The organism is Rhizobium terrae, assembly GCF_003425685.1.
Classification (GTDB): Bacteria; Pseudomonadota; Alphaproteobacteria; order Rhizobiales; family Rhizobiaceae; genus Neorhizobium; species Neorhizobium terrae.
This window is the reverse complement of record NZ_QJKM01000005.1, coordinates 205,504-229,711: the sequence shown is the minus strand read 5'-3', so window position 1 is coordinate 229,711 and position 24,208 is coordinate 205,504. Positions and strand designations below refer to the sequence as shown.

General features: G+C 62.5%; 19 protein-coding genes. 13 read left to right on the top strand and 6 right to left on the bottom strand.

Features of this window, described 5'->3' with window-relative positions:
• Window positions 1-19: 19 nt before the first annotated feature.
• From DMO26_RS11215 to DMO26_RS11205, 3 genes are all read right to left on the bottom strand, one after another.
• Window positions 20-904 (bottom strand): carbohydrate ABC transporter permease, encoded by an 885-nt coding sequence (locus DMO26_RS11215; RefSeq protein WP_162894817.1) that lies wholly within the window; start codon window positions 902-904, stop codon window positions 20-22.
• Window positions 897-1,823 (bottom strand): carbohydrate ABC transporter permease, encoded by a 927-nt coding sequence (locus DMO26_RS11210; protein ID WP_162894836.1) that lies wholly within the window; start codon window positions 1,821-1,823, stop codon window positions 897-899. The genes DMO26_RS11215 and DMO26_RS11210 overlap by 8 nt, the downstream gene beginning before the upstream one ends.
• A gap of 120 nt (window positions 1,824-1,943) precedes the next feature.
• The gene (locus tag DMO26_RS11205; RefSeq protein WP_117192133.1) at window positions 1,944-3,239 is read right to left on the bottom strand and encodes an ABC transporter substrate-binding protein; all 1,296 of its coding nucleotides are present in this window, start codon (window positions 3,237-3,239) and stop codon (window positions 1,944-1,946) included.
• A gap of 232 nt (window positions 3,240-3,471) precedes the next feature.
• On the opposite strand from DMO26_RS11205, the gene DMO26_RS11200 reads away from it, so the two are divergent.
• Genes DMO26_RS11200 through DMO26_RS11190 form a run of 3 tightly spaced genes read left to right on the top strand, consistent with a single transcriptional unit; the run spans window position 3,472 to window position 6,468 of the window.
• Window positions 3,472-4,671, top strand: coding sequence for an ROK family transcriptional regulator (locus tag DMO26_RS11200; protein ID WP_117192132.1), 1,200 nt, complete (start codon window positions 3,472-3,474; stop codon window positions 4,669-4,671).
• Window positions 4,672-4,706: 35 nt separating this feature from the next.
• Entirely contained in the window at window positions 4,707-5,810 is a 1,104-nt protein-coding gene (locus tag DMO26_RS11195; protein WP_117192131.1) for a Gfo/Idh/MocA family protein, read from the top strand.
• A gap of 16 nt (window positions 5,811-5,826) precedes the next feature.
• Complete coding sequence (locus tag DMO26_RS11190) at window positions 5,827-6,468, top strand: ThuA domain-containing protein (protein ID WP_117192130.1); 642 nt, start codon at window positions 5,827-5,829, stop codon at window positions 6,466-6,468.
• A 176-nt stretch (window positions 6,469-6,644) separates the two neighbouring features.
• On the opposite strand, the gene DMO26_RS11185 is transcribed toward DMO26_RS11190, so the two are convergent.
• Window positions 6,645-8,633 carry an alpha-glucosidase gene (locus tag DMO26_RS11185; RefSeq protein ID WP_117192312.1) on the bottom strand — a complete coding sequence of 663 codons (1,989 nt, stop codon included), beginning with the start codon at window positions 8,631-8,633 and terminating at the stop codon, window positions 6,645-6,647.
• A 25-nt stretch (window positions 8,634-8,658) separates the two neighbouring features.
• Window positions 8,659-9,363 carry a GntR family transcriptional regulator gene (locus DMO26_RS11180; protein WP_117192129.1) on the bottom strand — a complete coding sequence of 235 codons (705 nt, stop codon included), beginning with the start codon at window positions 9,361-9,363 and terminating at the stop codon, window positions 8,659-8,661.
• Window positions 9,364-9,474: 111 nt separating this feature from the next.
• Here DMO26_RS11180 and DMO26_RS11175 point away from each other — a divergent pair, with 111 nt between their 5' ends.
• The 4 genes from DMO26_RS11175 to DMO26_RS11160 all read left to right on the top strand — a co-directional run bounded on the left by DMO26_RS11175 (window position 9,475) and on the right by DMO26_RS11160 (window position 13,304).
• On the top strand, window positions 9,475-10,632 hold the full coding sequence (locus tag DMO26_RS11175) for an LLM class flavin-dependent oxidoreductase (protein WP_117192128.1): 1,158 nt from the start codon (window positions 9,475-9,477) through the stop codon (window positions 10,630-10,632).
• A gap of 15 nt (window positions 10,633-10,647) precedes the next feature.
• Complete coding sequence (locus tag DMO26_RS11170; RefSeq protein WP_117192127.1) at window positions 10,648-11,535, top strand: aldo/keto reductase; 888 nt, start codon at window positions 10,648-10,650, stop codon at window positions 11,533-11,535.
• Window positions 11,532-12,059, top strand: coding sequence for a flavin reductase family protein (locus DMO26_RS11165; protein ID WP_117192126.1), 528 nt, complete (start codon window positions 11,532-11,534; stop codon window positions 12,057-12,059). Before DMO26_RS11170 ends, DMO26_RS11165 begins: the two co-directional genes overlap by 4 nt.
• Window positions 12,060-12,134: 75 nt before the next feature.
• Window positions 12,135-13,304, top strand: coding sequence for a pyridoxal phosphate-dependent aminotransferase (locus tag DMO26_RS11160; protein ID WP_117192311.1), 1,170 nt, complete (start codon window positions 12,135-12,137; stop codon window positions 13,302-13,304).
• Between the two features lie 521 nt (window positions 13,305-13,825).
• On the opposite strand, the gene DMO26_RS11155 is transcribed toward DMO26_RS11160, so the two are convergent.
• Complete coding sequence (locus DMO26_RS11155) at window positions 13,826-16,285, bottom strand: DNA translocase FtsK (RefSeq protein ID WP_117192125.1); 2,460 nt, start codon at window positions 16,283-16,285, stop codon at window positions 13,826-13,828.
• A gap of 152 nt (window positions 16,286-16,437) precedes the next feature.
• Here DMO26_RS11155 and DMO26_RS11150 point away from each other — a divergent pair, with 152 nt between their 5' ends.
• The 6 genes from DMO26_RS11150 (at window position 16,438) to nirB (ending at window position 24,204) form a co-directional block, all read left to right on the top strand.
• Window positions 16,438-17,025: an ANTAR domain-containing response regulator gene (locus DMO26_RS11150; protein WP_117192124.1), complete on the top strand. Its 588-nt coding sequence runs from the start codon at window positions 16,438-16,440 to the stop codon at window positions 17,023-17,025.
• A 34-nt stretch (window positions 17,026-17,059) separates the two neighbouring features.
• On the top strand, window positions 17,060-18,337 hold the full coding sequence (locus tag DMO26_RS11145; protein WP_226951263.1) for a CmpA/NrtA family ABC transporter substrate-binding protein: 1,278 nt from the start codon (window positions 17,060-17,062) through the stop codon (window positions 18,335-18,337).
• Window positions 18,338-18,684: 347 nt separating this feature from the next.
• Complete coding sequence (locus DMO26_RS11140) at window positions 18,685-19,983, top strand: CmpA/NrtA family ABC transporter substrate-binding protein (RefSeq protein WP_117192122.1); 1,299 nt, start codon at window positions 18,685-18,687, stop codon at window positions 19,981-19,983.
• A gap of 62 nt (window positions 19,984-20,045) precedes the next feature.
• Window positions 20,046-20,939 carry a nitrate ABC transporter permease gene (gene ntrB / locus DMO26_RS11135; protein ID WP_117192121.1) on the top strand — a complete coding sequence of 298 codons (894 nt, stop codon included), beginning with the start codon at window positions 20,046-20,048 and terminating at the stop codon, window positions 20,937-20,939.
• An 11-nt stretch (window positions 20,940-20,950) separates the two neighbouring features.
• A complete protein-coding gene (locus tag DMO26_RS11130; RefSeq protein WP_117192120.1) occupies window positions 20,951-21,748 on the top strand; it encodes an ABC transporter ATP-binding protein in 798 nt (265 codons plus the stop codon).
• A 5-nt stretch (window positions 21,749-21,753) separates the two neighbouring features.
• Window positions 21,754-24,204, top strand: coding sequence for a nitrite reductase large subunit NirB (gene nirB / locus DMO26_RS11125; RefSeq protein ID WP_117192119.1), 2,451 nt, complete (start codon window positions 21,754-21,756; stop codon window positions 24,202-24,204).
• Window positions 24,205-24,208: the final 4 nt, after the last annotated feature.

The following is a 24,208-nucleotide window of genomic DNA, read 5'->3' as shown; positions in this document are numbered from 1 at the left end:
AATTACTCCGGGTCGGGGCTCAGGATTTCACCGCACCGGCGGTCAGGCCGGCGATGATGTGCTTCTGGGCCAGGAAGAAGGCGATGATGGTCGGCAGGATGGTGAGCGTGATGAAGGCCAGCACCAGCTGCCATTCGGTGCTGAACTCGCCCCGGTAGATCATGATGCCGAGCGGCCAGGGGTAACGGCTCTCGGAATTCAGCATGATCAGCGGCACGATATAGCTGTTCCAGCTGCCGACGAAGGAGATGATGCCGACCGTGGCGATGATCGGCCGCGACAGCGGCAGCGTGATATGCCAGAAGAAACGCATGTAGCCGCAGCCATCCACGAAAGCCGCATCGAACAGTTCGGTCGGCAGATTGCGGAAGTAGTTTCGAAACAGCATGATGCTCATGCCCATGCCGAACGCCACCTGCGGCAGCACCACGCCCCAGTACGTATCGATAAGCCCCAGATCGCGGATGCGGATATAGAGCGGCAGGATGGCGGTCGCGGCCGGAAACATCAGTCCGATCAGGAAATAGTTGACCAGATAATCGGCGCCAAAGAAGCGGATATGCGCGAAGCAGAAGGCGGCCATGGCCCCAAAGGTCAATGTCAGGAACACCGTCAGCAGCGCGATGATCAGCGAATTGCTCATCTGCAGCCAGTAGCGCTTGCTGACGATGATGTCCGTGTAGTTCGACCACTGCCATTCCGTCGGCAGGCCGAATGGGTTGCCGCGCAGTTCGCCGAGCGTCTTGAAGCCACCGAGGGCGGTGCTGATGAGCGGCACCACCACGATGGCCGCCACGATGACCAGCGAAACGTACATATAGACCTTCGTGCCGGCGCGGATGCGCTGGCCGGAGGACGGGGCGCTTGCGGCATCGATGGGCTGTGCTGTCGAGATCTCAGTCATTGCGCATGAACACCCGCTTGTAGCTGAAGGCGAGCGTCACGCAGATCACGAACAGCACCACGCCGACGGCGCTGCCGAACCCGACCTGCATGCGAGTCACCCCGAAATTGTAGAGGAACGTCACCATGGTCTGCGTCGAGTTCGACGGACCGCCGCCGGTGAGCGGCATGATCATGTCGAAGAGCTGCAGCGAGCCGACGACCGCAAAGAAGACGGAGAGACGCACGGTGGAGCCGAGCAGCGGCAACGTCACCAGCCGGAACTTCTGGAAACCGGTCGCGCCGTCGATGTCGGCCGCTTCCAGCACGCTCTTGTCGATCGCCTGCAGACCGGCGATGAAGAGCATCATATGAAAGCCGAAATATTTCCAGACGACGACCCCCAGGATCGCGTACATCGCCGCGTCCCGATCGGCCAGCCAGAAGGGCGCCTGGACACCGAGCATCTGCGAGATACCGGCGACGAGGCCGAAATCCCCGTCGTAGACGAAACGCCAGATCATGCCGGCGGCGACATCCGCGAGCACATAGGGCAGGAAGAAGATCAGCCGGAAGAACAGCGCACCCTTGATACGGCTGGAGATCATCGTCGCCAGCCAGAGCGCCAGCGGAACCTGCACGCAGAGCGAAGCGAGCACAATCAGGCCGTTGTTGATCAGCGCCTGGGTGAAGGCGCTGTTGCGGAAGATGAGCTGGTAGTTGCGCCAGCCGACCCATTGCGTCGGACTGCCATAGCCGTTCCAGTTGTAGAAGGAATACCAGGCCGCCTCGCCCATGGGCAGAATGACCAGCACCGTGAACAGAAGAAGCGCCGGCGGCAGGAACAGGATCAGCACCGGCCACTTGCTGTTGGCAAGGGACCGCTTGCGGCGCCGCGATACCGCAAGTGTATTCCCGGATGGGACGGCATTGGCGGACATCAGCATATCGCTCATCGATTTTCGAGCCTTTCGGGCTGCGCAAAACGGCGTCAGGCGGGGCGGGTACCGGCGCTCCAGGGTTGCTGGAACCTGAGGGGAGCGGGAGCGCCGGCGCTGCGCTTACTTTCGCTCGAGAGAGTAAGCGTCTTCGATCTGCTGCGCTGCGTCAGCCGGTTTCATGCCACCGGAAACAACTTCAACGCTGATGTCGTTGACGATCGCACCGACATTGGGACCGAGGTCCTGGTCAAGGAAGTTCTGGTGCCAGGTTTCCTTCGCAAGAGCTTCGGCAACTTCCTTCAGCAGCGGCTTGGATATGGATTCGCTCGCCCCCTTGGCGACGGGCATGATCTGCGTATCCCTGGCAAGCACCTTCTGGACGTCGAGGCTTGCCATATAGCGGAGGAATTCCTCGGTTTCGGGCGGCGCGTTCTTGGTGACCGCCCATCCGTTGAGACCGCCGAAACTGTCGGTGGTCACACCGGCCCCTCCGCTGACGACGGGGAATGGGAAGCGGCCGATATTGTCGTCGGCAAGGCCTTTGCGGCTCGTCGAATTCGACGCCTGCGTCGAGGGCGTGTTTTCGAAACTCAGGATGATCGCGGCACGGCCGTCGCCGAACGTGGCAAGGGCATCGTTCCAGGTTGCACCCAGATAGCCGTTCTGGAACGGCTCAAGCTTGCCGAGCTCGGCGAGGCGCTCGCCGGCCTTGACGAAAGGCTTGCCGGCGAAACCGTCGTTCTTGCCGGCCTTGGCATCGGCAAAGCCCTTTTGCCCCGCCTCACGCATCGAGAGATAGCTCCAGTAGAAATGCAGGGGCCACTTGTCCCGCCCGCCGCCGGCGATAGGCGTCACGCCGGCCTGCTTCAGCGTCTTGACGGCACCGAGGAAATCGTCCCAGGTGGCGATCTTCGAGGCATCGACGCCCGCCTTCTTGAACAGTTCCTTGTTGTAATAGAAGGAAACGAGGCCGGTTCTGACGGGCGAAGCCCAGACCTTGCCGTCGAAGGTCAGGCCATCGACGGCAGAGGCGTTGATCGACTTGCGCCACTCCCCTCCGTTCGCGTCGATCGCAGCATTGATCGGCCGTAAAGCGCCGGTTTCGGACTGCGCCTTGAGGACGCCGCCGCCCCAGGTATAGAAGATGCTTGGCGCATCATTCGATTGCAGAAGCGTCGGCAGCTTCGCCTTGAAGGCCTGGTTTTCCAGAAACTGCAGCTCGACCTTGACGCCCGGGCGCTTGGCCTCGAAATCTCGGGCGATCTGGTTCCAGACCGCGAGGTTCGCAGGCACCTGCTCGACATGCATCCAGCGAATGACGCTGTCCGCTGCAGCGGCGCCGGCCGTAAACACGCCACCCGCGAGGGCCACGGCGGTCGCGGAAATCAAACGCATCCTGTGATATCTGTTGGACATTGAAGGCGCTCCTCCCAAAGCTTTATTCCTGTATCCGAATTAAATAATCGGCAAGGCTAGCGCATCTGTCAATAGCCTTGCATAACATCGCTGGATTTTGGCGAAAATTGCGGCATTTGGTGCTTTTATCTCTTGCATACCCCATAAAATCAGATTTAGAACAAGCCGAATTTAATTTGCACCTCGTATTAAATAATGGTTTGGTGCAGAAGCCGACGAGCGCGCAGAAGAGATGAAAACCGCCGATCCAGAACTCATGCGTGCGATGAACCGTCTCAGCGTGCTGGATACGATCCGGCGGCGAGGCCCCATCTCCCGCGTGGAAATTTCGGAGCGCACCGAGCTCTCGACGACCACCGTTTCGGCTATAACCGGTTCGCTGCTCGACGATGGGCTGATCCTGACCCGCCACGAAGGCGATATCCGCAACGAAACGGTGCGCGGCCGGCCACGCGTCATGCTGGAGGTCAATCCGGATGCCGCCCGCGTCGTCGGTGCCAAGATCGCCGCGAGCCGCATGGTCTTCGTCGTGACGAATTTCCGCGGCGATGTTCTCTCCAAGCTCACCTTGCCGATCCGCATCGACCGCCAGCCGATCGCCGTCATCGCCGATCTCGTGGAGGATGGCGTTCGCCGCTGCGTCGTCGATGCCGGCCTGTCGCTGGAGGATGTGGACAGCGTCTGCCTCGGCCTGCCGGGCGTCATCGAACATCGCACCGGACATATCCGTTCGAGCCCGATTTTTCGTGAGATCAACATCGATTTTGCCGCCGAAATGTCCACGCGCCTATCGACGCCGACGATCGTCGAGAGCGATGCTCATGCGATAACGCTCGGCCATCACTGGTTCGGCAAGGCCCGCGATTTGCAGGATATGGTCCTGATCTCGCTCGAACAAACGCTCGGTCTCGGCGTGTTGCATGGAAACCGGCTTTTCCGCGGCGCTGGCGGCCTCAGCCACAATCTCGGCGACCTTGTGCTCGGCATGGGGCCGCAGGGCGTCATACGCCTGTCGAGCCAGGCCGGAGAAAGCGCGATCCTCGGCGAACAGCAGACGGACGGGCGCTTCGCCGAAGCGGTCCGGCTCGGCCGCGGCATGACCCATGTCCAGGCGCTGATCAAGGCCGACGATGACCGGCTGATCGGCGCAGCCGTTCGCGCCGGCGAGGCCGTGGGCCTGACCATCGCCAATATCGTGACGCTCTTCGCGCCGCCGCGGGTGATCCTCGTCGGCTCCTCGCTGGCGCTCGGCGAACCGTTCCTGAACAGCTTGCGCGACGCCTATGCGCTCGCCATTCCGCCATCGCTGAAAGGCGTCAGCGAGCTCGTCTTCGACGATTCGACCGACGATTTCTGGGCTCAGGGGGCAGCAGCGGTCGCGCTTTACGAACTCTACGAATCGCCCTGGAGCACCACCGGGCCGGCGCTTTGACGCGCTTGAAATCCAGCATTCATCGGGAGGAAAGAATGGATAAAGTCGGTATCGGCATCATCGGATGCGGTAATATTTCGGGCGCCTATCTGAAGGCGATGACCGAATTCTTCCCGATCCTCGATATCCGCGGGTTGGCGGACCTGAACCGCGAGATCGCCGAGGCGAAAGCCGCCGAGTTCAATTTGGCCGCCAGAAGCATCGATGAACTGCTTGTCGACCCGAAGATCGAGATCATCGTCAACCTCACCGTTCCGAAGGCACATGTCGCCGTCGGCCTGCAGGCGCTTGATGCCGGAAAGCACACCTATTCGGAAAAGCCGCTCGGGATTAATTTCGCCGAAGGGAAAAAATTGGCGGATGCCGCAAGAAGCAGGGGCCTGCGCATCGGCGCGGCACCCGATACCTTCTTCGGCGGCGGTCACCAGACCGCCCGTGCGCTGATCGACCAAGGCGTGATCGGCATCCCCGTCGGCGGCACTGCGACCTTCATGTGCCCTGGCCACGAGCGCTGGCACCCGAACCCGGCCTTCTATTACGAGGTCGGGGGCGGCCCCATGCTCGATATGGGTCCTTATTACATCACCGACCTCGTCAACCTGCTAGGCCCCGTCTCGCAGGTCGCGGGTTTTGCGATCACGCCCCGCCAGGAGCGCATCATCACCAGCGAACCGCGCAATGGCGAGCACATTCCGGTGCATGTTCCGACCCATGTGGCGGGCGTCATGGCCTTTGCCAACGGCGCGGTCGTGCAGATCGCCATGAGCTTCGACGTCGCCGGCCACAAGCATATGCCGATCGAAGTCTACGGCACCGAGGGTACGCTGATCGTGCCTGACCCCAACCGTTTTACCGGCCCTGTCGAATATCTGAGGAAAGGCGGCCAGTTCGAAGATCTGCCCGTCACCGCGCCCTATGCGGACGGCAATTTCCGTTCCATCGGCGTTGCCGACATGGCCTATGCGATCCGTTCCAACCGCCCGCATCGGGCGAATGGCGACCTGGCGCTGCATGTGCTGGAAGTTATGGAAGCCTTCCATGTCGCTGCCGCCGAAGGCCGCACCGTCAAGATCACCACCGCCACCGAACGGCCGGCGCCGCTTTCCGACTCGCTGGTCGACGGCAAGCTCGCGAAATAATCTGGAGGACGAATAAATGCGTGAAGCACTCATCGTATGGGGCGGCTGGAGCGGCCACGAACCGCAGGAATGCGCCGAAATCATTAAGGACATGCTCGAAGAGGACGGTTTCAAGGTCTATCTCGAGCATTCGACCGAGGCCTTCGCCGATCCCTCCATCCATGATCTCAGCCTCATCGTGCCGATCATGACCATGTCGAAGATCGAGAAGGAGGAGGTGAAGAACCTCGCCGAAGCCGTCAAGAACGGCGTCGGCATTGCCGGCTATCACGGCGGCGCGGGTGACGCGTTCCGCGAGTCGGTCGATTACCAGTTCATCATCGGCGGCCAGTGGGTGGCCCATCCCGGCAATATCATCGACTACACGGTCAATATCACCCGCCCGGACGATCCGCTGATGGAGGGGATCACCGATTTTCCCTACACGTCCGAGCAATATTACATGCATGTCGACCCCTCGAACGAGGTGCTGGCGACGACCACGTTCACCGGCGACCACGCCTACTGGATCGACGGCGTCGTCATGCCGGTGGTCTGGAAACGCAAATACGGAAAGGGTCGGGTTTTCTACTCCTCGCTCGGCCATCAGGCGAAGGAGTTCGACGTGCCGCAGATGAAGACGATTTTCCGGCGTGGGGCGAACTGGGCGGCGCGGTGAGTCTGGGATCGCCAGTGGTGCGGCAGTCCGATCTCCCCCCTTGCGGGGGAGATGCCGGCAGGCAGAGGGGGGTGGTTCAACATCCTCCTCGCCAGTTGAGTACGCTGAACCACCCCCATCTGCCAGCTCCGCTGACATCTTCCCCGCAAGGGGGAAGAGGGTGGATGCCGCTCCCCTCACATCCCCTTCAACGCCGCAAACATCTTCGCAAAGCCCGCCCCCTTGCGATAAAACACCGGCGGACTGCCAACCGGCGATGCCACCGTCACCTCTTCCCCACCCGCATATTCCACCCCGCTCCACACATGCACCCAATCGGCCCCTTCCGGCAGGTAGACGACACGCATTTCTTGCGCCGCATGCCAGACAGGTGCCACCAGCAGTTCCGAGCCGTAGAGATACGCATCCTGAACCGCATAAGTCTTCGGATCATGCTCATGATGCAGGAACAGCGGCCGCTGCACCGGCAGTCCTCGCGCGGCGGCCTCAGTGGACAGCGTCTTCAGATACGGCGCCAGATGCACATAGATCCGCGTCATCCGGGCGAAATGCTCCAGCACCTCCGCGTCTTGGTCGATCTGGATGTTGTCGCGCGGCCGGTTGCCCTCGTGGGTACGCATGACTGGGGTGAAGGCGGCCATCTCCGCCCAGCGCATCAGGAGTTCCGGCGTGCGGACATTGCCGAACAGGCTCGTGTACCCGCCGATATCCGAGTGATGATAGGCATTGCCGAGCAGGCCGGATGAAAGTGCGGCACACATCACTGTGACGAGGCCGTCGTGACGGGAGAAATCAACCGACTGGTCGCCGCCCCAGAGCAGCGGGCAGTGTTTCTGCACGCCGGTGAAGCCGGCCCGCATGAAGAACAGCGCCTCCCCCGTCTTGTCCCGGCTGGCGATTGCCTTCGCGTTGACCTCCGCCCAGAGCGTCGGCCAGGCATTGTGCATCAGCTTGGCGTCGATGCCGTTCGCAAGCTCCACGTCGATCGGCAGGTATTCTCCGAAATCGGCCATCCAGCCGGTCAGCCCGAAATCCAGCATGCGGCGGCCGATGACCTCCTCGGCAAACCAGTCTGCGGCCTCCGGATTGGTGAAATCGACGACGCCGCAATCGAACTCGCCGAAATCGACGATCGCGGTGCGGCCAAGCTGATCCCTGGCGAAATAGCCCGCCGCCTCCGCTTCGGGGAAGAGCGAACCATCGACGCAGAGATAGGGATTGATGTAACCGAGGAAACGGATGCCCTCGCCGTTCAGCTCTGCGATGCGCCGGCGCAGGTCCGGATAACGCTCCTCGTTCGCCTGCCAGTCCCAGAAAAGGCGCGAGCCGAACGAGGTCTGGCGAAGACCGACCCAATCCTCGCACCAGAGGCCCGAAACCTGGACTCCGGCATTGCGCATCTTTTCCAGCCGCTCGAAGGAATTGACGCCGTCTTTCAGACCGATGATCGCGCCCTTGTAGACCCAATCCGGCAGTTCCGGCTGCCGGCCGAAGCGCGACGAAAGCTGTTCGACGAGCTCGATGAAGGTCGGAGCGGAATAAAACTCTATCCGCTCCGGCACCGCCCACGCTTCGATCTCGTAAAACGTCTTGCGACGGAAGTCGAAGACCGAATACGCCGTCGTTTCCATATGCAGCGCATACCTCAGCGAGGATATGTAGGTGGGCTGCGGATAGTTGGTGGTGTAATAGTCGCCGCCCGCCTTGGCCAGGTCGGATTTGAAGGTGATCTCGGTTGACTTGTCGCGCCCGACGCCGGGCTCCGAGGTCCATAGCGGGAAACGCCTTCCGCGCATGTCGAAATAGGACATCTGCTCTCCGCCGCCCCAGACATGCTCGTCGCTCTCCGCATGAATGCGGATCCAGAAACGGTTGATGCTATCATCCAGCGCGCGGAAATGGATATTGGTGCCGGCCACCGTCAGTTCGAGCCGCACCGCCCTGCCTTCGAATTCGGCGAGGCTGATGGTCTGCCCCTCGATCACAGCGTGCTTGAGCGCGCTGCGCTCGGTAATGTAATCCTCGATCTCGAAATTGCCGCGGTACATGTCCATCCGCTCCTGGCCCTGGCCGACGAAGATCGCGGGCGAGGCGGCGCTGTGCCGGAGGATGGTCCGGCCGTCGAGCGAGAGGGAAAAGCCGTCAGGCGTGGTTTCGAATTTCATCTTTCGGGCGCTCAAATCCATCGGCCTACCTCAGGCGTGATACGTAACGGGCCACGGAATGGTCGAACCATGTGTGGGAAACTTCGGCGACTGCGCCGTCCTGGGCTTCGCTCACGCGCAGCACATGCGCGATCGGCGCCCCGGGCTTCTGGCCGAAGACCGGCGGCGCCCAATCGGGTACGGTGTCGAGATCGATCCGGTCTTCTGCCCGCCCGATCCAGAGATTGAAGCGGGTACGGTAGTAGAGATAGAGCGACTCCGACAGGTCCTCCTGCAGGATCTTCGGCGCATAGGAGCCATCGAGCCAGATTTCTTCCAATGCCGCCACCTGTCCGGAAAGCCTGCGGACGCGGCGGATCCGGTGCCCTTCCGGCGAAAAACCGAATTTCGGAAGATCTTTCGGCTTGTCGAGCCGCGCCACGTCGATGACCTCTGCCGTCGGCAAGCCGCCGCCCTGGATCAGTTCCAGCCGGAACATCGCATAGACGCTCTTCGGGTCGCTGATCGCCCTGATGTAATTCCCCGACCCTTGCACCCGCTCAAGAAGGCCCCGGCTCTGCAATTCCGCCAGTGCCTTGCGCAAGGTGCCGACGGCAATGCCGAGCTGGGCCGCCATATCCCGCTCGGGTGCCAGCTTCTCTCGATCCACCAACCGCCCGGCAGCGATGTCGCGCACCAGAAGCTCGGTGATCTGCAGATAGATGGGCAGGCTACCGGGACGGCTTTCCATGATTTCGCTTCGCCTCCTCCTGCGAACCACGAACAAAATTGATACATCATTGATCTACATCAAACCGGATGATATGCAAGAGGGAATGCGGAAGACCATGAGGAGGAACTGATGACCGTTGTACCGATTACGTCGCCCGATCTCGATGCGGCCGAAGTCTCATGGTTCGCGGCACTCTGCTCGGATGACTACGCCTATCTCGGCGTGCCGGATGGCGCGCTGAAATCCAGCTGGGAGCACTGCTCGGACATCGTCAGGCGCAGTGAGGCGCTCGGCTTCCGCAACATCCTCTGCCCTTCTTCGTACCAGGTCGGCCAGGACACGCTGAGTTTCGTCGCCGGCGCCTCGCAGGTCACGGAGAAGATCAACCTGCTGGCCGCCATCCGCTGCGGCGAGATGCAGCCGATCATGCTGGCGCGCACGATTGCCACGCTGGATCATATGCTGAAAGGCCGGCTGACGCTGAACGTCATCAGCTCGGATTTCCCGGGCGAAGTCGCCGACAGCGCCTTCCGTTACCGCCGCAGCCACGAGGTCGTGCAGATCCTCCGCCAGGCCTGGACGCGCGACAAGATCGACCACGAGGGCGAAGTCTACAATTTCAGGAACGTTCCCGCCGATCCCGCTCGCCCCTATCAGCAGAACGGCGGCCCGCTGCTCTATTTCGGCGGTTATTCGCCGGATGCGCTGGAGCTCTGCGGCGCCCAGTGCGACGTCTATCTGATGTGGCCGGAACCGAAGGAAGAGATCGCCGAACGCATGAAGGCGGTCCACGCCCGCGCCGAAGCCCATGGCCGCACGCTGGATTACGGTCTGCGCGTCCACATGATCGTCCGCGACACCGAGCGGGAGGCCCGCGAGTATGCCGAGCATCTCGTCTCGAAGCTCGACGACGAATACGGCCGGCTGATCCGCGGCCGCGCCCACGACAGCAATTCGCTCGGCGTCGCGCATCAGGCCCGCACCCGAGAACTCGCCGACAAGTTCGGCTACGTCGAGCCGCACCTCTGGACCGGTATCGGCCGCGCCCGTTCCGGCTGCGGCGCCGCACTGGTCGGCTCCGCCGACCAGGTGCTTTCGGAAATCGAGGCCTATCAAAAAATGGGCATCCGCGCCTTCATCTTTTCCGGCTATCCCCATCTCGACGAAGCGGAACATTTCGGCCAGAAGGTGCTGCCGCAGCTCAAGACCTGCTCGCTGCCGCACGCCTACGGTCGCGTGCCGGCCGGCACCCCTGCAACCCCGCTCGGCACAGGCATACGCCGCTAATGGGAGACGCCCCTGATGGACCGCATCCAGCTTTCACCCGACCTTGAACTCAGCCGCCTGATTTACGGCATGTGGCGTATCGGCGACGATGCCGACACCTCGGCCAGGCACGTTCATGCCAAGATCGGAGCCTGCCTGGAGCAGGGCATCACGACTATGGACAATGCCGATATCTACGGCGGCTACGCGGCTGAAGCGATCTTCGGCGCCGCCTTGAAGGCTTCGCCTTCCCTGCGAGCCAAAATCGAAATCGTCACCAAATGCGGAATCGTCGCGCCGGCGGGCCGGCACTCCGCGGTTCGCGGCAAACACTACGATACCAGTGCAGAACACATCACCGCCTCGGTCGAAGCTTCGTTGCGTGACATGGCGACCGACTATGTCGATCTCCTGCTGATCCACCGCCCGGACCCGTTCATGGACCCGGATGTTACCGGTTCGACGCTCGATGCGCTGGTCGAATCTGGCAAGGTGCGTGCCGTCGGTGTCTCCAACTTCCGCCCCTGGGATTTCTCGCTGCTGCAGTCCTCCATGGAACAGCAGCTGGTGACCAACCAGATCGAAATCAGCCTGTTGGCCGCAGACGTCTTTACCAATGGCGATCTTGCCTATCTGCAAGAACGCGCCATTGCGCCGATGGCCTGGTCCCCGCTCGCTGGCGGCAAGCTCTTCCAGAACGCCGGTCTCATGGCGATCCTGGAGCGCATCGCTGGCGAACAGGGCGTTGATCCAACCGCCGTCGCTGTCGCCTGGCTACTTGCCCATCCGGCCAGCATCCTGCCCGTGCTCGGCACTAATAATCTTGACCGCATCAGGAAGATCGGCGACGCCGCAAAGGTGTCGATCGACCGCGAAACCTGGTTCGAACTCTACACTGCAGCGATTGGAAAGCCGGTACCATGACGATATCCGCCGACACCACGCATACCCCCAGCGAGAATGTTTTCATTCCCGATGCATCGACCGCCCGGCATTATCGCACGGCTCTCGGCGCGTTCACGACCGGAGTGACTGTGGTGACGGCAAGAACGCCGGCCGGACCGATCGGCATGACGGTGAACAGCTTCACCTCGGTGTCGCTCGATCCGCCCCTCGTCCTCTGGTCTCCGGCCAAAAGCTCGTCACGCTACGCGGCCTTCACCACTGCCAGCCATTTCGCTGTCCATGTGCTGAGTGCCGAGCAAAATCCGCTCAGTGCCCGCTTCACCCGAGGCGGATTGGGCTTCGACGGTCTCGACTGGCTGGAAAATCTCGAAGGCGTGCCGGTCATACCCGGCACGCTGGCTCGCTTCGAATGCGAACTCTCTTCGATGCACGATGCGGGCGATCACACGCTGATCCTTGGCCGCGTGCTGCGTGCAGCCCATCGCGAAGGCGATCCCCTATGTTTCTCGCGTGGCGCGTTCGGCCGTTTTCAGAGCCACTGACGCCGGAAACATATTGACCGGCGCATGGGTCGGGCCTACGCAGGAAAGCACCATTCCAGCATCGACAGGCCCTCCATGACCATCATCAGACCGGATATCAGCGCCCGCGCCGCGGCAGCGCCGCGCAGCGGCATTGGCGAAATCGTCACCTATGCCCGGGGCCGGGAAAACCTGATGCCGCTCTGGATTGGCGAAGGCGATCTTCCAACCCCGGATTTCATCACCCGCGCCGCGAGCGAGGCGCTGCTGGCCGGCGAAACGTTCTATACCTGGACGCAGGGCATCCCGGCGCTGCGCGAGGCGATCATACGCTATTACCAGCGCCACTATGGCAAAAACCTCTGGACCGACAATATCTACGTCACCGGCTCCGGCATGCAGTCGATCGTGCTGGCCATCCAGACGGTCGCCTCCGCCAGCAACGAGATCGTCTATCTTTCGCCCGCCTGGCCGAATGTCGTCAACGCCATCACCGTTTCGGAAGCCAAGCCCGTCACCGTCGAGCTCGGTTTTGCCGATGGCCGCTGGGTGCTCGATATCGAACGCCTCGAAGCGGCGATCACCCCGAAGACCAGCGCGCTCTTCATCAACTCGCCTTCCAATCCCACCGGCTGGACGGCAACACATGACGACCTGAAGGCGGTCCTCGCACTCGCCCGCAAACGCGGCCTCTGGATCATTGCCGACGAGATCTACGGCCTCTATTATTTCGAAGGCGCCCGCGCTCCGTCCTTCATGGACGTCATGGAGCCGGAAGACCGGATCATCTTCGTCAATTCCTTCTCCAAGAACTGGTGCATGACCGGCTGGCGCGTCGGCTGGATGGTCGCTCCGGCGGAGATCGGCCAGACGCTGACCAACCTCATCCAGTATTCCACCTCCGGCGTCGCGCAGTTCATGCAGAAGGGCGCGATCGCCGCGCTCGACCACGGTGACGATTTCGTCCGCACCAATATCGAGCGCGCCCGCACCTCCCGCGACATCCTCTGCGATGCGCTGATCGCCACAAACCGGGTCGAGACCCGCAAGCCGGAGGGCGCTCTCTACGCCTTCCTGAAGATCGACGGTGTCACCGACAGCCGCGACGAGGCGTTCAGGATCGTCGATCAGACGGGTGTCGGCATGGCGCCCGGCACCGCCTTCGGTCCTGGCGGCGCTGCCTTCATGCGCGCCTGTTATCTGCGCGATCCGAGGCAGATCGAGGACGCCGCGCAACGGCTCGGCGATTATATCCGCAGCCGGTAGCGCCGGCTGCAGGCCGGATAAAACCGAGCGCGCCATCAACGGCTTCGGCCAACACTCCGGAGCCCCGCGCAGCTTCCTGCCGTGGTTTTGTCAAAGATCGGAGAGCTCACGCGAATGCGGAACCTCATTTAGTTTATAATATGGCTCCGCATTCGCGTGGCCTTCAGCGTCTTGTCGGGGCTTCCGGCCCCTACAGGTGATCACCTCGCCTCGCTGCATGGCATTTCCGCCACTTGCACGGCTCAACCGAACCCGGCCCGGCGGCCAGGGGGAGGCTTGATAGGGAAAAGTGTCTTGCGACCCCTCTCCCATGGCTTTCACCTCCCTGGCCTTTCCTGCACGTTACAGGTCCGACCAGGGCGCCGGCTCCCGCCTGCCCGCGAACGTCTCGCGAAACACTCCGGCGACGGAAGCGGGCAGATTATAGGCACGGGTTTGAGGGGCGGGGAAAAGCGGGGATAAAAAAATTATTTCGACGATCGTATCCGCCCTTTTTTGGACTCCGGACAAAGCTGCCGGCGTCAGTCCTCAAACCCATCCGGCGCGATAGCGGAACGTCCACCGGAAATGATCTCCCGTTTGCCCACATGGTTGGCCGGCCCCACCAGGCCTTCCTGCTCCATGCGCTCCACCAGCGACGCGGCGCGGTTGTAGCCAACGGAAAGCCTCCGCTGGATATAGGACGTCGAGCACTTGCGGTCCTTCATCACCACCTTGACGGCCTTGTCGTAAAGGTCATCCGTGTCGTCCCCGCCCATGGCGCTCTTATCGAACACCGCTTCCTGCTGGGCGTCGTCGTCCTCTTCGCCTTCCTCGTCCTCGGTGACTGTGCCAAGATAGTCCGGCCGGCCCTGGGCCTTGAGGTGACGAACGACCTGTTCCACTTCGGCATCCGAGACGAACGGCCCGTGAACGCGGGAAATGCGCCCGCCGCCCGCCATGTGCAACATGTCGCCCTGGCCGAGCAAATGTTCGGCACCCTGCTCGCCGAGAATGGTGCGGCTGTCGATCTTCGAGGTGACCTGGAAGGAAATGCGGGTCGGGAAGTTCGCCTTGATCGTGCCGGTGATGACGTCGACCGAAGGACGCTGCGTCGCCATGATCAGGTGAATGCCGGCGGCACGCGCCATCTGCGCCAGACGCTGGATCGCCCCTTCGATATCCTTGCCGGCCACCATCATCAGGTCGGCCATCTCGTCGACGATGACGACGATGTAGGGCATAGGCGAGAGATCGAGTTCCTGCTCTTCGTAGACGATCTCGCCGGTCGTGCGGTCGAAGCCCGACTGCACGCTGACCGTGATCACCTCGCCCTTTTCGCGGGCAGCCGCGGCGCGCTGGTTGTAACCGTCGATATTGCGGACGCTCAAGCGCGACATCTTGCGATAGCGCTCTTCCATTTCGCGCACCGCCCACTTGAGAGCCAACACGGCCTTCTTCGGATCGGTGACGACGGGGGTCAGCAGGTGCGGGATGCCGTCATAGACGGAGAGTTCCAGCATCTTCGGGTCGATCATGATCAGCCGGCATTCTTCCGGGCGCAGCCGGTAGAGGAGCGACAGGATCATCGTGTTGATGGCGACCGACTTGCCCGAACCGGTGGTGCCGGCGACCAGCAGATGCGGCATCTTGGCAAGCTCGGCAATCACCGGTTCGCCGCCGATCGTCTTGCCGAGGCAGAGCGCCAGCCGCTGCTTGGTCTCCCAATAATCCTCGCACTCGATCAGTTCGCGGAAATAGACGGTCTCGCGGGTCGCGTTTGGCAGTTCGATGCCGATGACGTTGCGGCCGGGCACGACCGCGACGCGAGCCGAGAGCGCCGACATGGAGCGGGCGATATCGTCGGAGAGGCCGATGACGCGTGAGGATTTGACACCCGGCGCCGGCTCGAATTCATAGAGCGTGACGACGGGGCCTGGCCGCACGTCGATGATCTCGCCGCGGATGCCGAAATCTTCCAGCACGCTTTCGAGCAGGCCGGCGCTCTGCTGAAGCGCATCCGGCTGCATGGCCTGACCACGCTCCCCCTGCGGCTCCTGCAGCAGCGAGATCGGCGGGAATTCGTATTCGGCGTCTGCCGGGCGGACGCTTCGGGGCCGGCCGGAGCCCGGCAGGTTGACGGCCTGAGGCGCGGCCTGGGGCACCGGAGCGGGCATGGTCACAGGGGCCGGGGTGACGGAAGGTGCCGGCTGCACGGCTTCGACAGCAACGGGTGCCGCAACTGTCACGACTGGCTCGGAGACGGGCGGAGCGGACGTCGCGGGTTCCGGCGCCTTCACAGCTTCCGGTCTCGGAGACGGCGCGACGATCACAGTCCGGGCAACGGTCCTGCGCGGCACTTCGCGATAGAGATCGGTAACAGGTGCGCCAGGCTGCGCCGCCACCGGCGGGATTTCCGAATGAACCGGCGTGACGGGAACCGCGGCGGCCGGAGGCCCTTCCAGATCGAAGGGCATGGCGTCCCAGAAGGCGAAATCGGAGATCGCAATGTCCTGGCGCGGCGTTTCAGCCGCCGGACGCGGCGCGGCGGGCGCCGGCTGTGCCGGAACAGGTTGCGGCGGTACGAACTTCCGGATCTCCGGCACGTGATGGCGCATCGTGGCGGCAAGCTGCTGAAGGCCGGCAACCTGTTCGAGCGGAGCGGAAGCAGCCTGCGAATCGTTTGCCGCCTCCGCCGCGAGCACCTCCGAAGGAATCACCTCGATTTCCTCGGTGACGGCTTCGACCAGCCGCGCGGCGGCCCGTTCGATGGGCGCCGGCCTGCCATTGGCCTTGCGGCTCACGACATTTTCGGGCGTGCGGGTAAAACGCACGTTGGGTGCCAGCCGGAAGGCTGCCTGCCAGGGCGCCTGCTCCAGCACCGGCTGATTGAAATCAGCCAGGCTCTGGGGACGCACGGACTGCCGCGCCGTATCGACTGCATCGTCTTCGGCGCCGGCGTTATCGGAACTCTGGGAAATATTATTGCGTGTGAACTGCATGAGAACCGTACGAGAAACGAGAAGGGCACATTAACCCATGAAGTAGAAAATAAAGGTTAACTGGTTCTTTCCGCCGCCTCATGATCGAACAGATCCCTGCGGACGCATCAGGCCGCTTGCCAAGATTGCTGCACTGCGTCATCACTATAGGAATGCCGGCTCCCGATCTCACCATTCTGGTCATCGATGAAAATGCCATCCGCGCTTCCATCATCGAGGAAGGGCTGAGGGAGGCCGGGCACGGCAATGTCACAGTCATCCACGAGGTCCAGGGCGTCGCCCGGATCATCGAGACGTTGAAGCCGGATGTCATCGTCATCGATATCGAAAACCCCAATCGTGACATGATGGAGCATCTGTTCCAGCTCACCCGCACGGTGAGCCGGCCGATCGCCATGTTCGTCGATCGCTCCGATACGGCCTTGATCGAAGCGGCAATGGAAGCCGGCGTCTCTGCCTATGTGGTCGACGGGCTGAAGAAGGAGCGCGTCAAGGCTATCCTCGACATGGCGGTGAGCCGTTTCAATGCCTTCAGCCGGCTTCAACGGGAACTGGCGGAAGCGAAATCGGCGCTGGAAGAGCGCAAGGTGATCGAGCGCGCCAAGGGTATCCTCATGAAGATGCGCGGCCTTTCCGAAGAAGAGGCCTTCGCGCTGTTGCGCCAGACCGCAATGAACGAAAAGAAGAAGATGTCGGATATCGCCCAGAGCGTGGTGACGGCAGCCGGGCTTTTGATGTGATGGTTACGAGTGAAATGTCCGGGAGAGAGCCGGAGTGGATATGATGAGCAAGATCGGCAAATCCGGAAAAAATCCCGCCGCGCCCGTGCGCACCAGCGGCGAAGGCCCGAAAGTGCTGCGCGCCGGTTTCATTCCGCTGGTCGACGCCTCCGTCCTGATCGCCGCCGCCGAATTCGGGTTTGCGAAGAAGGAGGGCCTGACGCTCGATCTGGTGAAGGATGTCTCCTGGGCAAACGTCCGCGACCGCCTCGCCTTCCGCCAGTTCGACATCGCCCACATGCTTTCGCCCATGCCGGTCGCCTCCATGCTCGGCCTCGGCTCCAACCCGTCGCCGACCATCACGCCCTTCTCGCTCGGCCGCGGCGGCAATGCGATCACACTCTCGACCCGCCTCTTCGACCGCATGCGCGAAGTGGGCGGGATTGCCGAGAATGCGACCGCGCTGGAAAATGCCGAGGCGCTCGCAAAGGTGCTGCAGGTCATGAAGGCGCGCGGCGAGCCGCTGCCCATGCTCGGCGTCACCTATCCGTTCTCTTCCCATAACTACGAATTCCGCTACTGGCTTGCCGCGGGGGGCATCGATCCGGACAAGGACGTGAAACTCGTCGTCGTGCCGCCGCCGCTGACCTCGGATGCGCTGGCCGCCGGCGCGATCGACGGTTTCTGCGTCGGCGCCCCATGGAACATGGTCGCCTCCGAGCGCGGCGTCGGCCGCATCGTCGCCGCCAAGCAGGATATCTGGCCCTCGGCGCCGGAAAAGGTGATCGCCATGCGGCCGGAATGGGCCGAAACGCATCCTGAAACCGTCTCCCGCCTCATCGTCGCGCTCGATGCCGCAGCCCGGTGGTGCGACGAGGCGGAAAATCACGACGCGCTGGCCGAGACGCTGGCCGATTCGCGCTTCATCGCCGCCCCCGTCGATATCATCAGGCACGTGCTTTCCGGCGAATTCAGCCTCGACGCCAAGGGTAACCGCCGCGTCATCGCCGACTATTTCATGTTCCACCGCGGTCTTGCCAATTATCCGCGCCCGAGCCATGCGCTGTGGCTCTATAGCCAGATGATCCGCTGGGGCCAGGTGGAATTCAGGGAAGACGGCTTGCGAGCAGCGGCGAGCGCCTATCGACCGGATCTGTACCGGACGGCACTCGGCGCAGGCCCCGCGGAAGCCGACACCGGTATCGAAGGCAATCGCGACGGTGACCGCTTCATGGACGGCCACGTTTTCGATCCCTCGAAGATGGCGGACTATGTTCAGGGTTTTGCGGTGCGAAGCGATCCCGCAACCCCCTCGAACGGCCATGAAATCTGAAGACCGGGCCGCTATTGCCCAATTCGTTGCCGCTCTTAATTTGGCAGTCGCATAAAAATATTGCAGCGCAATGCGCTGCCGATAATTTAAGCCAAAACCAACCAAAAGAAATCTCGGTTATTTTTCAAATGTATAACAGAAATCATCGAAACTGGCACGGAGCTTGCTTGGTATAAAACGCACCAGTCAACGGCGACTGGCGTAAACGGGCGCGTGATAAGCGCTTAGAAAGACATCGACGTCGCAAGGTTTTTGCTGCCCGGGGCCCTCCCAATCCCGCAGGCGCAATCTCCGAGCGGCGTTTTTTTATGCCCGAAATTCGAGCAACCAGCAGAGGGAACCTGCGCATGAGCAAGATTTTGACAACCGGCATCACCCGCCGCAGCATGCTCAAGACCACAGCAACCGCCGCTCTCGTCGGCGCCGTCAAGACCGCATTCCCCTCCGGCGCATTTGCTGCCGCCCAAGGGCCTGAAGTGAAGGGCGTCAAGCTCGGCTATATCGCGCTCACCGATGCCGCAGCGCTCATCGTCGCCAAGGAAAAGGGCCTGTTCGAGAAACATGGCCTGCCGGAGGTCGATGTCGCCAAGCAGGCCTCCTGGGGCGCCACCCGCGACAATCTCGTGCTCGGTGGCGGCGCCAACGGCATCGACGGCGCGCATATCCTCTCGCCGCTTCCCTATCTCATGCATACCGGCAAGGTGACCCAGAACAACAAGCCCGTGCCGATGGCGATCCTTGCCCGCCTCAACCTCGACAGCCAGGGCATTTCGGTCGCCAAGGAATATGCCGAGACCGGCGTGCAGCTCGACGCCTCCAAGCTCAAGGAAGTCTTCGCCAAGAAGAAGGCGGCCGGTGGCGAAGTGAAGGCCGCCATGACTTTCCCCGGCGGCACCCACGATCTATGGATCCGCTACTGGCTCGCCGCCGGCGGTATCGATCCGAACAAGGACGTCTCGACCATCGTCGTGCCGCCGCCGCAGATGGTGGCGAATATGAAAGTCGGCAACATGGACGTCTTCTGTGTCGGCGAGCCCTGGAACGAGCAGCTCGTCAACCAGGGCATCGGTTTCACGGCCGCGACCACCGGCGAGCTCTGGAAGGGGCATCCGGAAAAGGCGCTCGGCCTGCGCGCCGACTGGATCGAAAAGAACCCGAACGCCGCCAAGGCTCTGCTGATGGCCGTCATGGAAGCCCAGCAATGGTGCGAGAAGATGGACAACAAAGCGGAGATGGCCGAAATCCTCGGGCGCCGCCAGTGGTTCAATGTACCGCCGAAGGACGTGCTCGGCCGTCTCAAGGGCGATATCAACTACGGCAACGGCCGCGACGTGAAGGGCACCGACCTCTTCATGAAGTTCTGGAAGGATCACGCATCCTACCCGTTCAAGAGCCATGACGCCTGGTTCATGGCCGAGAACATCCGCTGGGGTTACCTGCCGGCCAGTACCGACATCAAGGCGCTGGTCAACCAGGTGAACCGCGAGGACATCTGGCGCGACGCCGCCAAGGATCTCGGCGTCGCGGCGGCGGACATCCCGGCTTCCTCTTCGCGCGGCAAAGAGGCCTTCTTCGACGGCAAGGTCTTCGATCCGGAAAACCCCTCGGCCTATCTCGACAGCCTTTCAATCAAGGCGGCGTCCTGATTTCCCCACCTCCGGCGCGTGGACGCACGCGCCGGCCTTTTCCCTTTCTAAGGAGCGCGCTGATGTCCGCCCTGGCAAAAAAAGAAAAAGTCCCCGCAGTCGCTGCCGCAAAGCCGGCGGCCAATATCCTCCGCTTTTCCGGAAAGCCCGTGTCCAAGATCGATTTCAAGCGGATCGGCAAGACCGCCCTGCTCAACGTCGCGCCGCCGGTCGTCGTGCTGGCGCTGATCCTGCTCGTCTGGCAGGTCCTCTGTTCGGCACCGGACGCCTCCCTGCCCTCGCCGCACGTGGTCTGGACGGAAGCTTATGACCTGATTGCCTATCCCTTCTTCAATTACGGCTCTCAGGATATCGGGCTCGGCTGGCGCGTGCTGGTCTCGCTGCAGCGCGTCGCCTACGGTTTCGGCCTTGCCGCCGTCACCGGCGTCGTCGTCGGCGCGATCATCGGCCAGTCGGTCTGGGCCATGCGCGGACTCGACCCCATCTTCCAGGTGCTGCGCACCGTACCGCCGCTCGCCTGGCTGCCGCTGTCGCTCGCCGCGTTCCAGAACGCCAACCCCTCCGCGATCTTCGTGATCTTCATCACCTCGATCTGGCCGGTCATCATCAATACCGCCGTCGGCGTGCGCAACATCCCGCAGGACTACCGCAACGTCGCCCAGGTGCTGCGGCTCAACCAGTTCGAATTCTTCTTCAAGATCATGCTGCCCTCCGCCGCCCCTTACATCTTCACGGGCCTCAGGATCGGCATCGGCCTCTCCTGGCTGGCGATCGTCGCGGCCGAGATGCTGACCGGCGGCGTCGGCATCGGCTTCTTCATCTGGGATGCATGGAACTCGTCGCGCCTGCCCGACATCATCGTCGCCCTCGCCTATATCGGCATCGTCGGCTTCGCGCTCGACAAGCTGGTCGCGGCACTCGGCAAGCTCGTGACCCGCGGCGCAATGGCCAGCTAAGGAGCCGACACATGAACGCCTACCTCAAGCTCGACCATATCGACAAATATTTCGACCGCGGCGGCATCCGCGCCGAGGTGCTGAAGGGCATCAACCTGACGATCGCGAAAGGCGAGTTCGTCTCGATTATCGGCCATTCCGGCTGCGGCAAGTCCACCCTGCTCAACCTGATCGCCGGCCTGACGCCCGTTTCGGCAGGTGCTGTCCTGCTTGAAAACCGCGAGGTCAACGCACCGGGTCCGGAACGCGCCGTCGTTTTCCAGAACCATTCGCTGCTGCCCTGGCTGACGGTCTACGAAAACGTCAACCTCGCCGTCTCCAAGGTTTTCGGCCGGGCGAAAAACAAGAGCGAACGGCACGAATGGGTCATGGCCAATCTGGACCTGGTCCAGATGGCGCATGCCAAGGACAAGCGTCCCTCGGAAATCTCCGGCGGCATGAAGCAGCGCGTCGGCATTGCCCGGGCACTCTCCATGGAGCCGAAGATCCTGCTGCTCGACGAGCCCTTCGGCGCGCTCGACGCGCTGACGCGTGCCCACCTGCAGGACGCGGTCATGGAGATCCACTCGCGCCTCGGCAACACGATGGTGATGATCACCCACGATGTCGACGAGGCCGTGCTGCTGTCCGACCGCATCGTTATGATGACCAACGGCCCCGCCGCCAGGATCGGCGAAGTCCTTGACGTCACCATACCCCGGCCGCGCAACCGCATCGAGCTCGCTTCCGACCGGACATACCTCAAGTGCCGCGAGGCCGTGCTGAAATTCCTCTACGAACGCCACCGCTTCGTCGAAGCCGCGGAGTAAGAACCATGACAGAAAAACTCGTTATCATCGGCAATGGCATGGCGCCGGGGCGCATGCTGGAACATCTCTTCGAACAGGCGCCCGGTCGCTACCAAGTGACGATCTTCAACGCCGAACCGCGCGTCAACTACGACCGCATCATGCTCTCGCCGGTTCTTTCGGGCGAAAAGAGCTTCGAGCAGATCGTCATCCACGGCGACGGCTGGTACATCGACCACGGCATCACGCTCTACAAGGGCCATAGGATCGTTTCGATCGACCGTGCCGCCAAGACCGTCACCTCCGATCACGGCGTCACCGAGAGCTACGACAAGCTGGTGATCGCCACCGGTTCCGTGCCCTTCATCATTCCGGTGCCGGGCAAGGACCTGCCGGGCGTCATCACCTATCGCGACCTTGACGACGTGCAGGCCATGCTGCTCGCCGCCCAGTCGCGCGAAAAGGCGATCGTCATCGGCGGCGGCCTGCTCGGCCTCGAAGCTGCGGCAGGCCTCGCCCAGCGCGGCATGGACGTGACCGTTCTGCACGTGATGCCGACGCTGATGGAACGCCAGCTCGATCCGGCCGCCGGCTACCTGCTGCAGAAGGCCGTCGAGGAACGCGGCATCAAGGTGATTTGCAAGGCCAACACCAAGCAGATCATCGGCAACGGCAAGGTCGAGGGCGTCGAGCTCGACAACGGCACGATCATTCCGGCGACTCTGGTGGTCATGGCCGTCGGCATCCGCCCGAGCGCCGGCCTGGCCAAGGAAGCCGGCCTTGCGGTCAACCGCGGCATCGTCGTCGATGCGGGAATGCAGACTTCCGACGGAGACATCTATTCCATCGGCGAATGCGCCGAGGTGGGCGGCATGGTCTATGGCCTCGTCGCACCGCTCTACGAGATGGCCCGCGTCGCGGCCGCCCACCTCGCTGGCGATACGAAGCCCGCTTTCGTGCATTCCGATACCCCGACCAAGCTCAAGGTCACCGGCATCGATCTCTATTCGCTCGGCGATTTCGCCGATGGCGACGATCGGCAGGAAATCGTGCTGCGCGACGCCACCGCCGGCATCTACAAGCGCCTCGTCCTCAAGGACAACCGCATCATCGGCACGGTTCTCTACGGCGAGACCTCCGACGGCGCCTGGTTCAACGACCTGAAGAAGAAGGCGACCGACATCTCGGAGATGCGCGACACGCTGATCTTCGGCCAGGCCTATCAGGGTGGTGCCCCGCTGGACCCTATGGCGGCCGTTGCAGCCTTGCCGGATGATGCGGAAATCTGCGGCTGCAACGGCGTCTGCAAGGGCAAGATCACCTCGACCATCACGGCCAAGGGCCTGACGTCGCTGGACGACGTGCGGGCTCACACCAAGGCGTCCGCCTCCTGCGGCACCTGCACCGGCCTCGTCGAACAGCTGATGAGCCTGACCCTCGGCGACGCCTACAATCCGAAGGCCGTCCAGCCCATGTGCACCTGCACCGAGCTCGGCCACGACGACGTCCGCCGCCTGATCAAGGCGAAGGGCCTGAAGACCATTCCCGCGGTCATGCAGGAACTGGAATGGAAGACCTCCTGCGGCTGCGCCAAATGCCGCCCGGCGCTCAACTACTACCTCGTCTGCGACTGGCCGGATGAATATGCCGACGATTACCAGTCGCGCTTCATCAACGAACGTGTCCACGCCAACATCCAGAAGGACGGCACCTATTCCGTCGTCCCGCGCATGTGGGGCGGTGTCACCAGCTCGCAGGAACTGCGCGCCATCGCCGACGTGGTCGACAAGTTCGCCATCCCCATGGTGAAGGTGACCGGCGGCCAGCGCATCGACCTTTTGGGCGTCGAGAAGGAAGACCTGCCGGCAGTCTGGGCCGACCTAGGCAAGGCGGGCTTCATCTCCGGCCAAGCTTATGCCAAGGGCCTGCGCACCGTGAAGACCTGCGTCGGGTCGGACTGGTGCCGCTTCGGCACCCAGGATTCGACCGGCCTCGGCATCCGCATCGAGAAATTCATGTGGGGCTCCTGGACGCCGGCCAAGCTCAAGATGGCCGTCTCCGGATGTCCGCGCAACTGCGCCGAGGCGACCTGCAAGGATATCGGCGTCATTTGCGTGGACTCAGGGTTCGAGATCCATTTTGCAGGCGCCGCCGGCCTCGACATCAAGGGCACGGAAGTGCTGGGGCTGGTCAAGACCGAGGACGAGGCGCTCGAGCATATCGTCGCGCTCACCCAGATGTACCGCGAACAGGGCCGCTACCTCGAGCGCATCTACAAATGGGCAAAGCGCATCGGTCTCGACGAGATCCGCCGGCAGATCATGACCGATACGGAGAAGCGCCAGGCCTATTACGAGCGCTTCGTTTTCTCCCAGAAATTCGCCCAGATCGACCCCTGGTCGGAGCGTGTCTCCGGCAAGGACAAACACGAGTTCCGGCCGATGGCGACGGTCGGTTATTCGCATGCGGCCGAATAAGGAG

Coding starts and splice junctions, on each gene's coding strand:
- DMO26_RS11170 (WP_117192127.1), top strand. CDS start 10,648: ATGGACCGCATCCAGCTTTCACCCGACCTTGAACTCAGCCGCCTGATT.
- DMO26_RS11190 (WP_117192130.1), top strand. CDS start 5,827: ATGCGTGAAGCACTCATCGTATGGGGCGGCTGGAGCGGCCACGAACCG.
- DMO26_RS11195 (WP_117192131.1), top strand. CDS start 4,707: ATGGATAAAGTCGGTATCGGCATCATCGGATGCGGTAATATTTCGGGC.
- DMO26_RS11165 (WP_117192126.1), top strand. CDS start 11,532: ATGACGATATCCGCCGACACCACGCATACCCCCAGCGAGAATGTTTTC.
- DMO26_RS11210 (WP_162894836.1), bottom strand. CDS start 1,823: ATGTCCGCCAATGCCGTCCCATCCGGGAATACACTTGCGGTATCGCGG.
- DMO26_RS11150 (WP_117192124.1), top strand. CDS start 16,438: ATGCCGGCTCCCGATCTCACCATTCTGGTCATCGATGAAAATGCCATC.
- DMO26_RS11155 (WP_117192125.1), bottom strand. CDS start 16,285: ATGCAGTTCACACGCAATAATATTTCCCAGAGTTCCGATAACGCCGGC.
- DMO26_RS11185 (WP_117192312.1), bottom strand. CDS start 8,633: ATGAAATTCGAAACCACGCCTGACGGCTTTTCCCTCTCGCTCGACGGC.
- DMO26_RS11200 (WP_117192132.1), top strand. CDS start 3,472: ATGAAAACCGCCGATCCAGAACTCATGCGTGCGATGAACCGTCTCAGC.
- ntrB (WP_117192121.1), top strand. CDS start 20,046: ATGTCCGCCCTGGCAAAAAAAGAAAAAGTCCCCGCAGTCGCTGCCGCA.
- DMO26_RS11180 (WP_117192129.1), bottom strand. CDS start 9,363: ATGGAAAGCCGTCCCGGTAGCCTGCCCATCTATCTGCAGATCACCGAG.
- DMO26_RS11215 (WP_162894817.1), bottom strand. CDS start 904: ATGACTGAGATCTCGACAGCACAGCCCATCGATGCCGCAAGCGCCCCG.
- DMO26_RS11140 (WP_117192122.1), top strand. CDS start 18,685: ATGAGCAAGATTTTGACAACCGGCATCACCCGCCGCAGCATGCTCAAG.
- DMO26_RS11175 (WP_117192128.1), top strand. CDS start 9,475: ATGACCGTTGTACCGATTACGTCGCCCGATCTCGATGCGGCCGAAGTC.
- DMO26_RS11160 (WP_117192311.1), top strand. CDS start 12,135: ATGACCATCATCAGACCGGATATCAGCGCCCGCGCCGCGGCAGCGCCG.
- DMO26_RS11205 (WP_117192133.1), bottom strand. CDS start 3,239: ATGTCCAACAGATATCACAGGATGCGTTTGATTTCCGCGACCGCCGTG.
- nirB (WP_117192119.1), top strand. CDS start 21,754: ATGACAGAAAAACTCGTTATCATCGGCAATGGCATGGCGCCGGGGCGC.
- DMO26_RS11130 (WP_117192120.1), top strand. CDS start 20,951: ATGAACGCCTACCTCAAGCTCGACCATATCGACAAATATTTCGACCGC.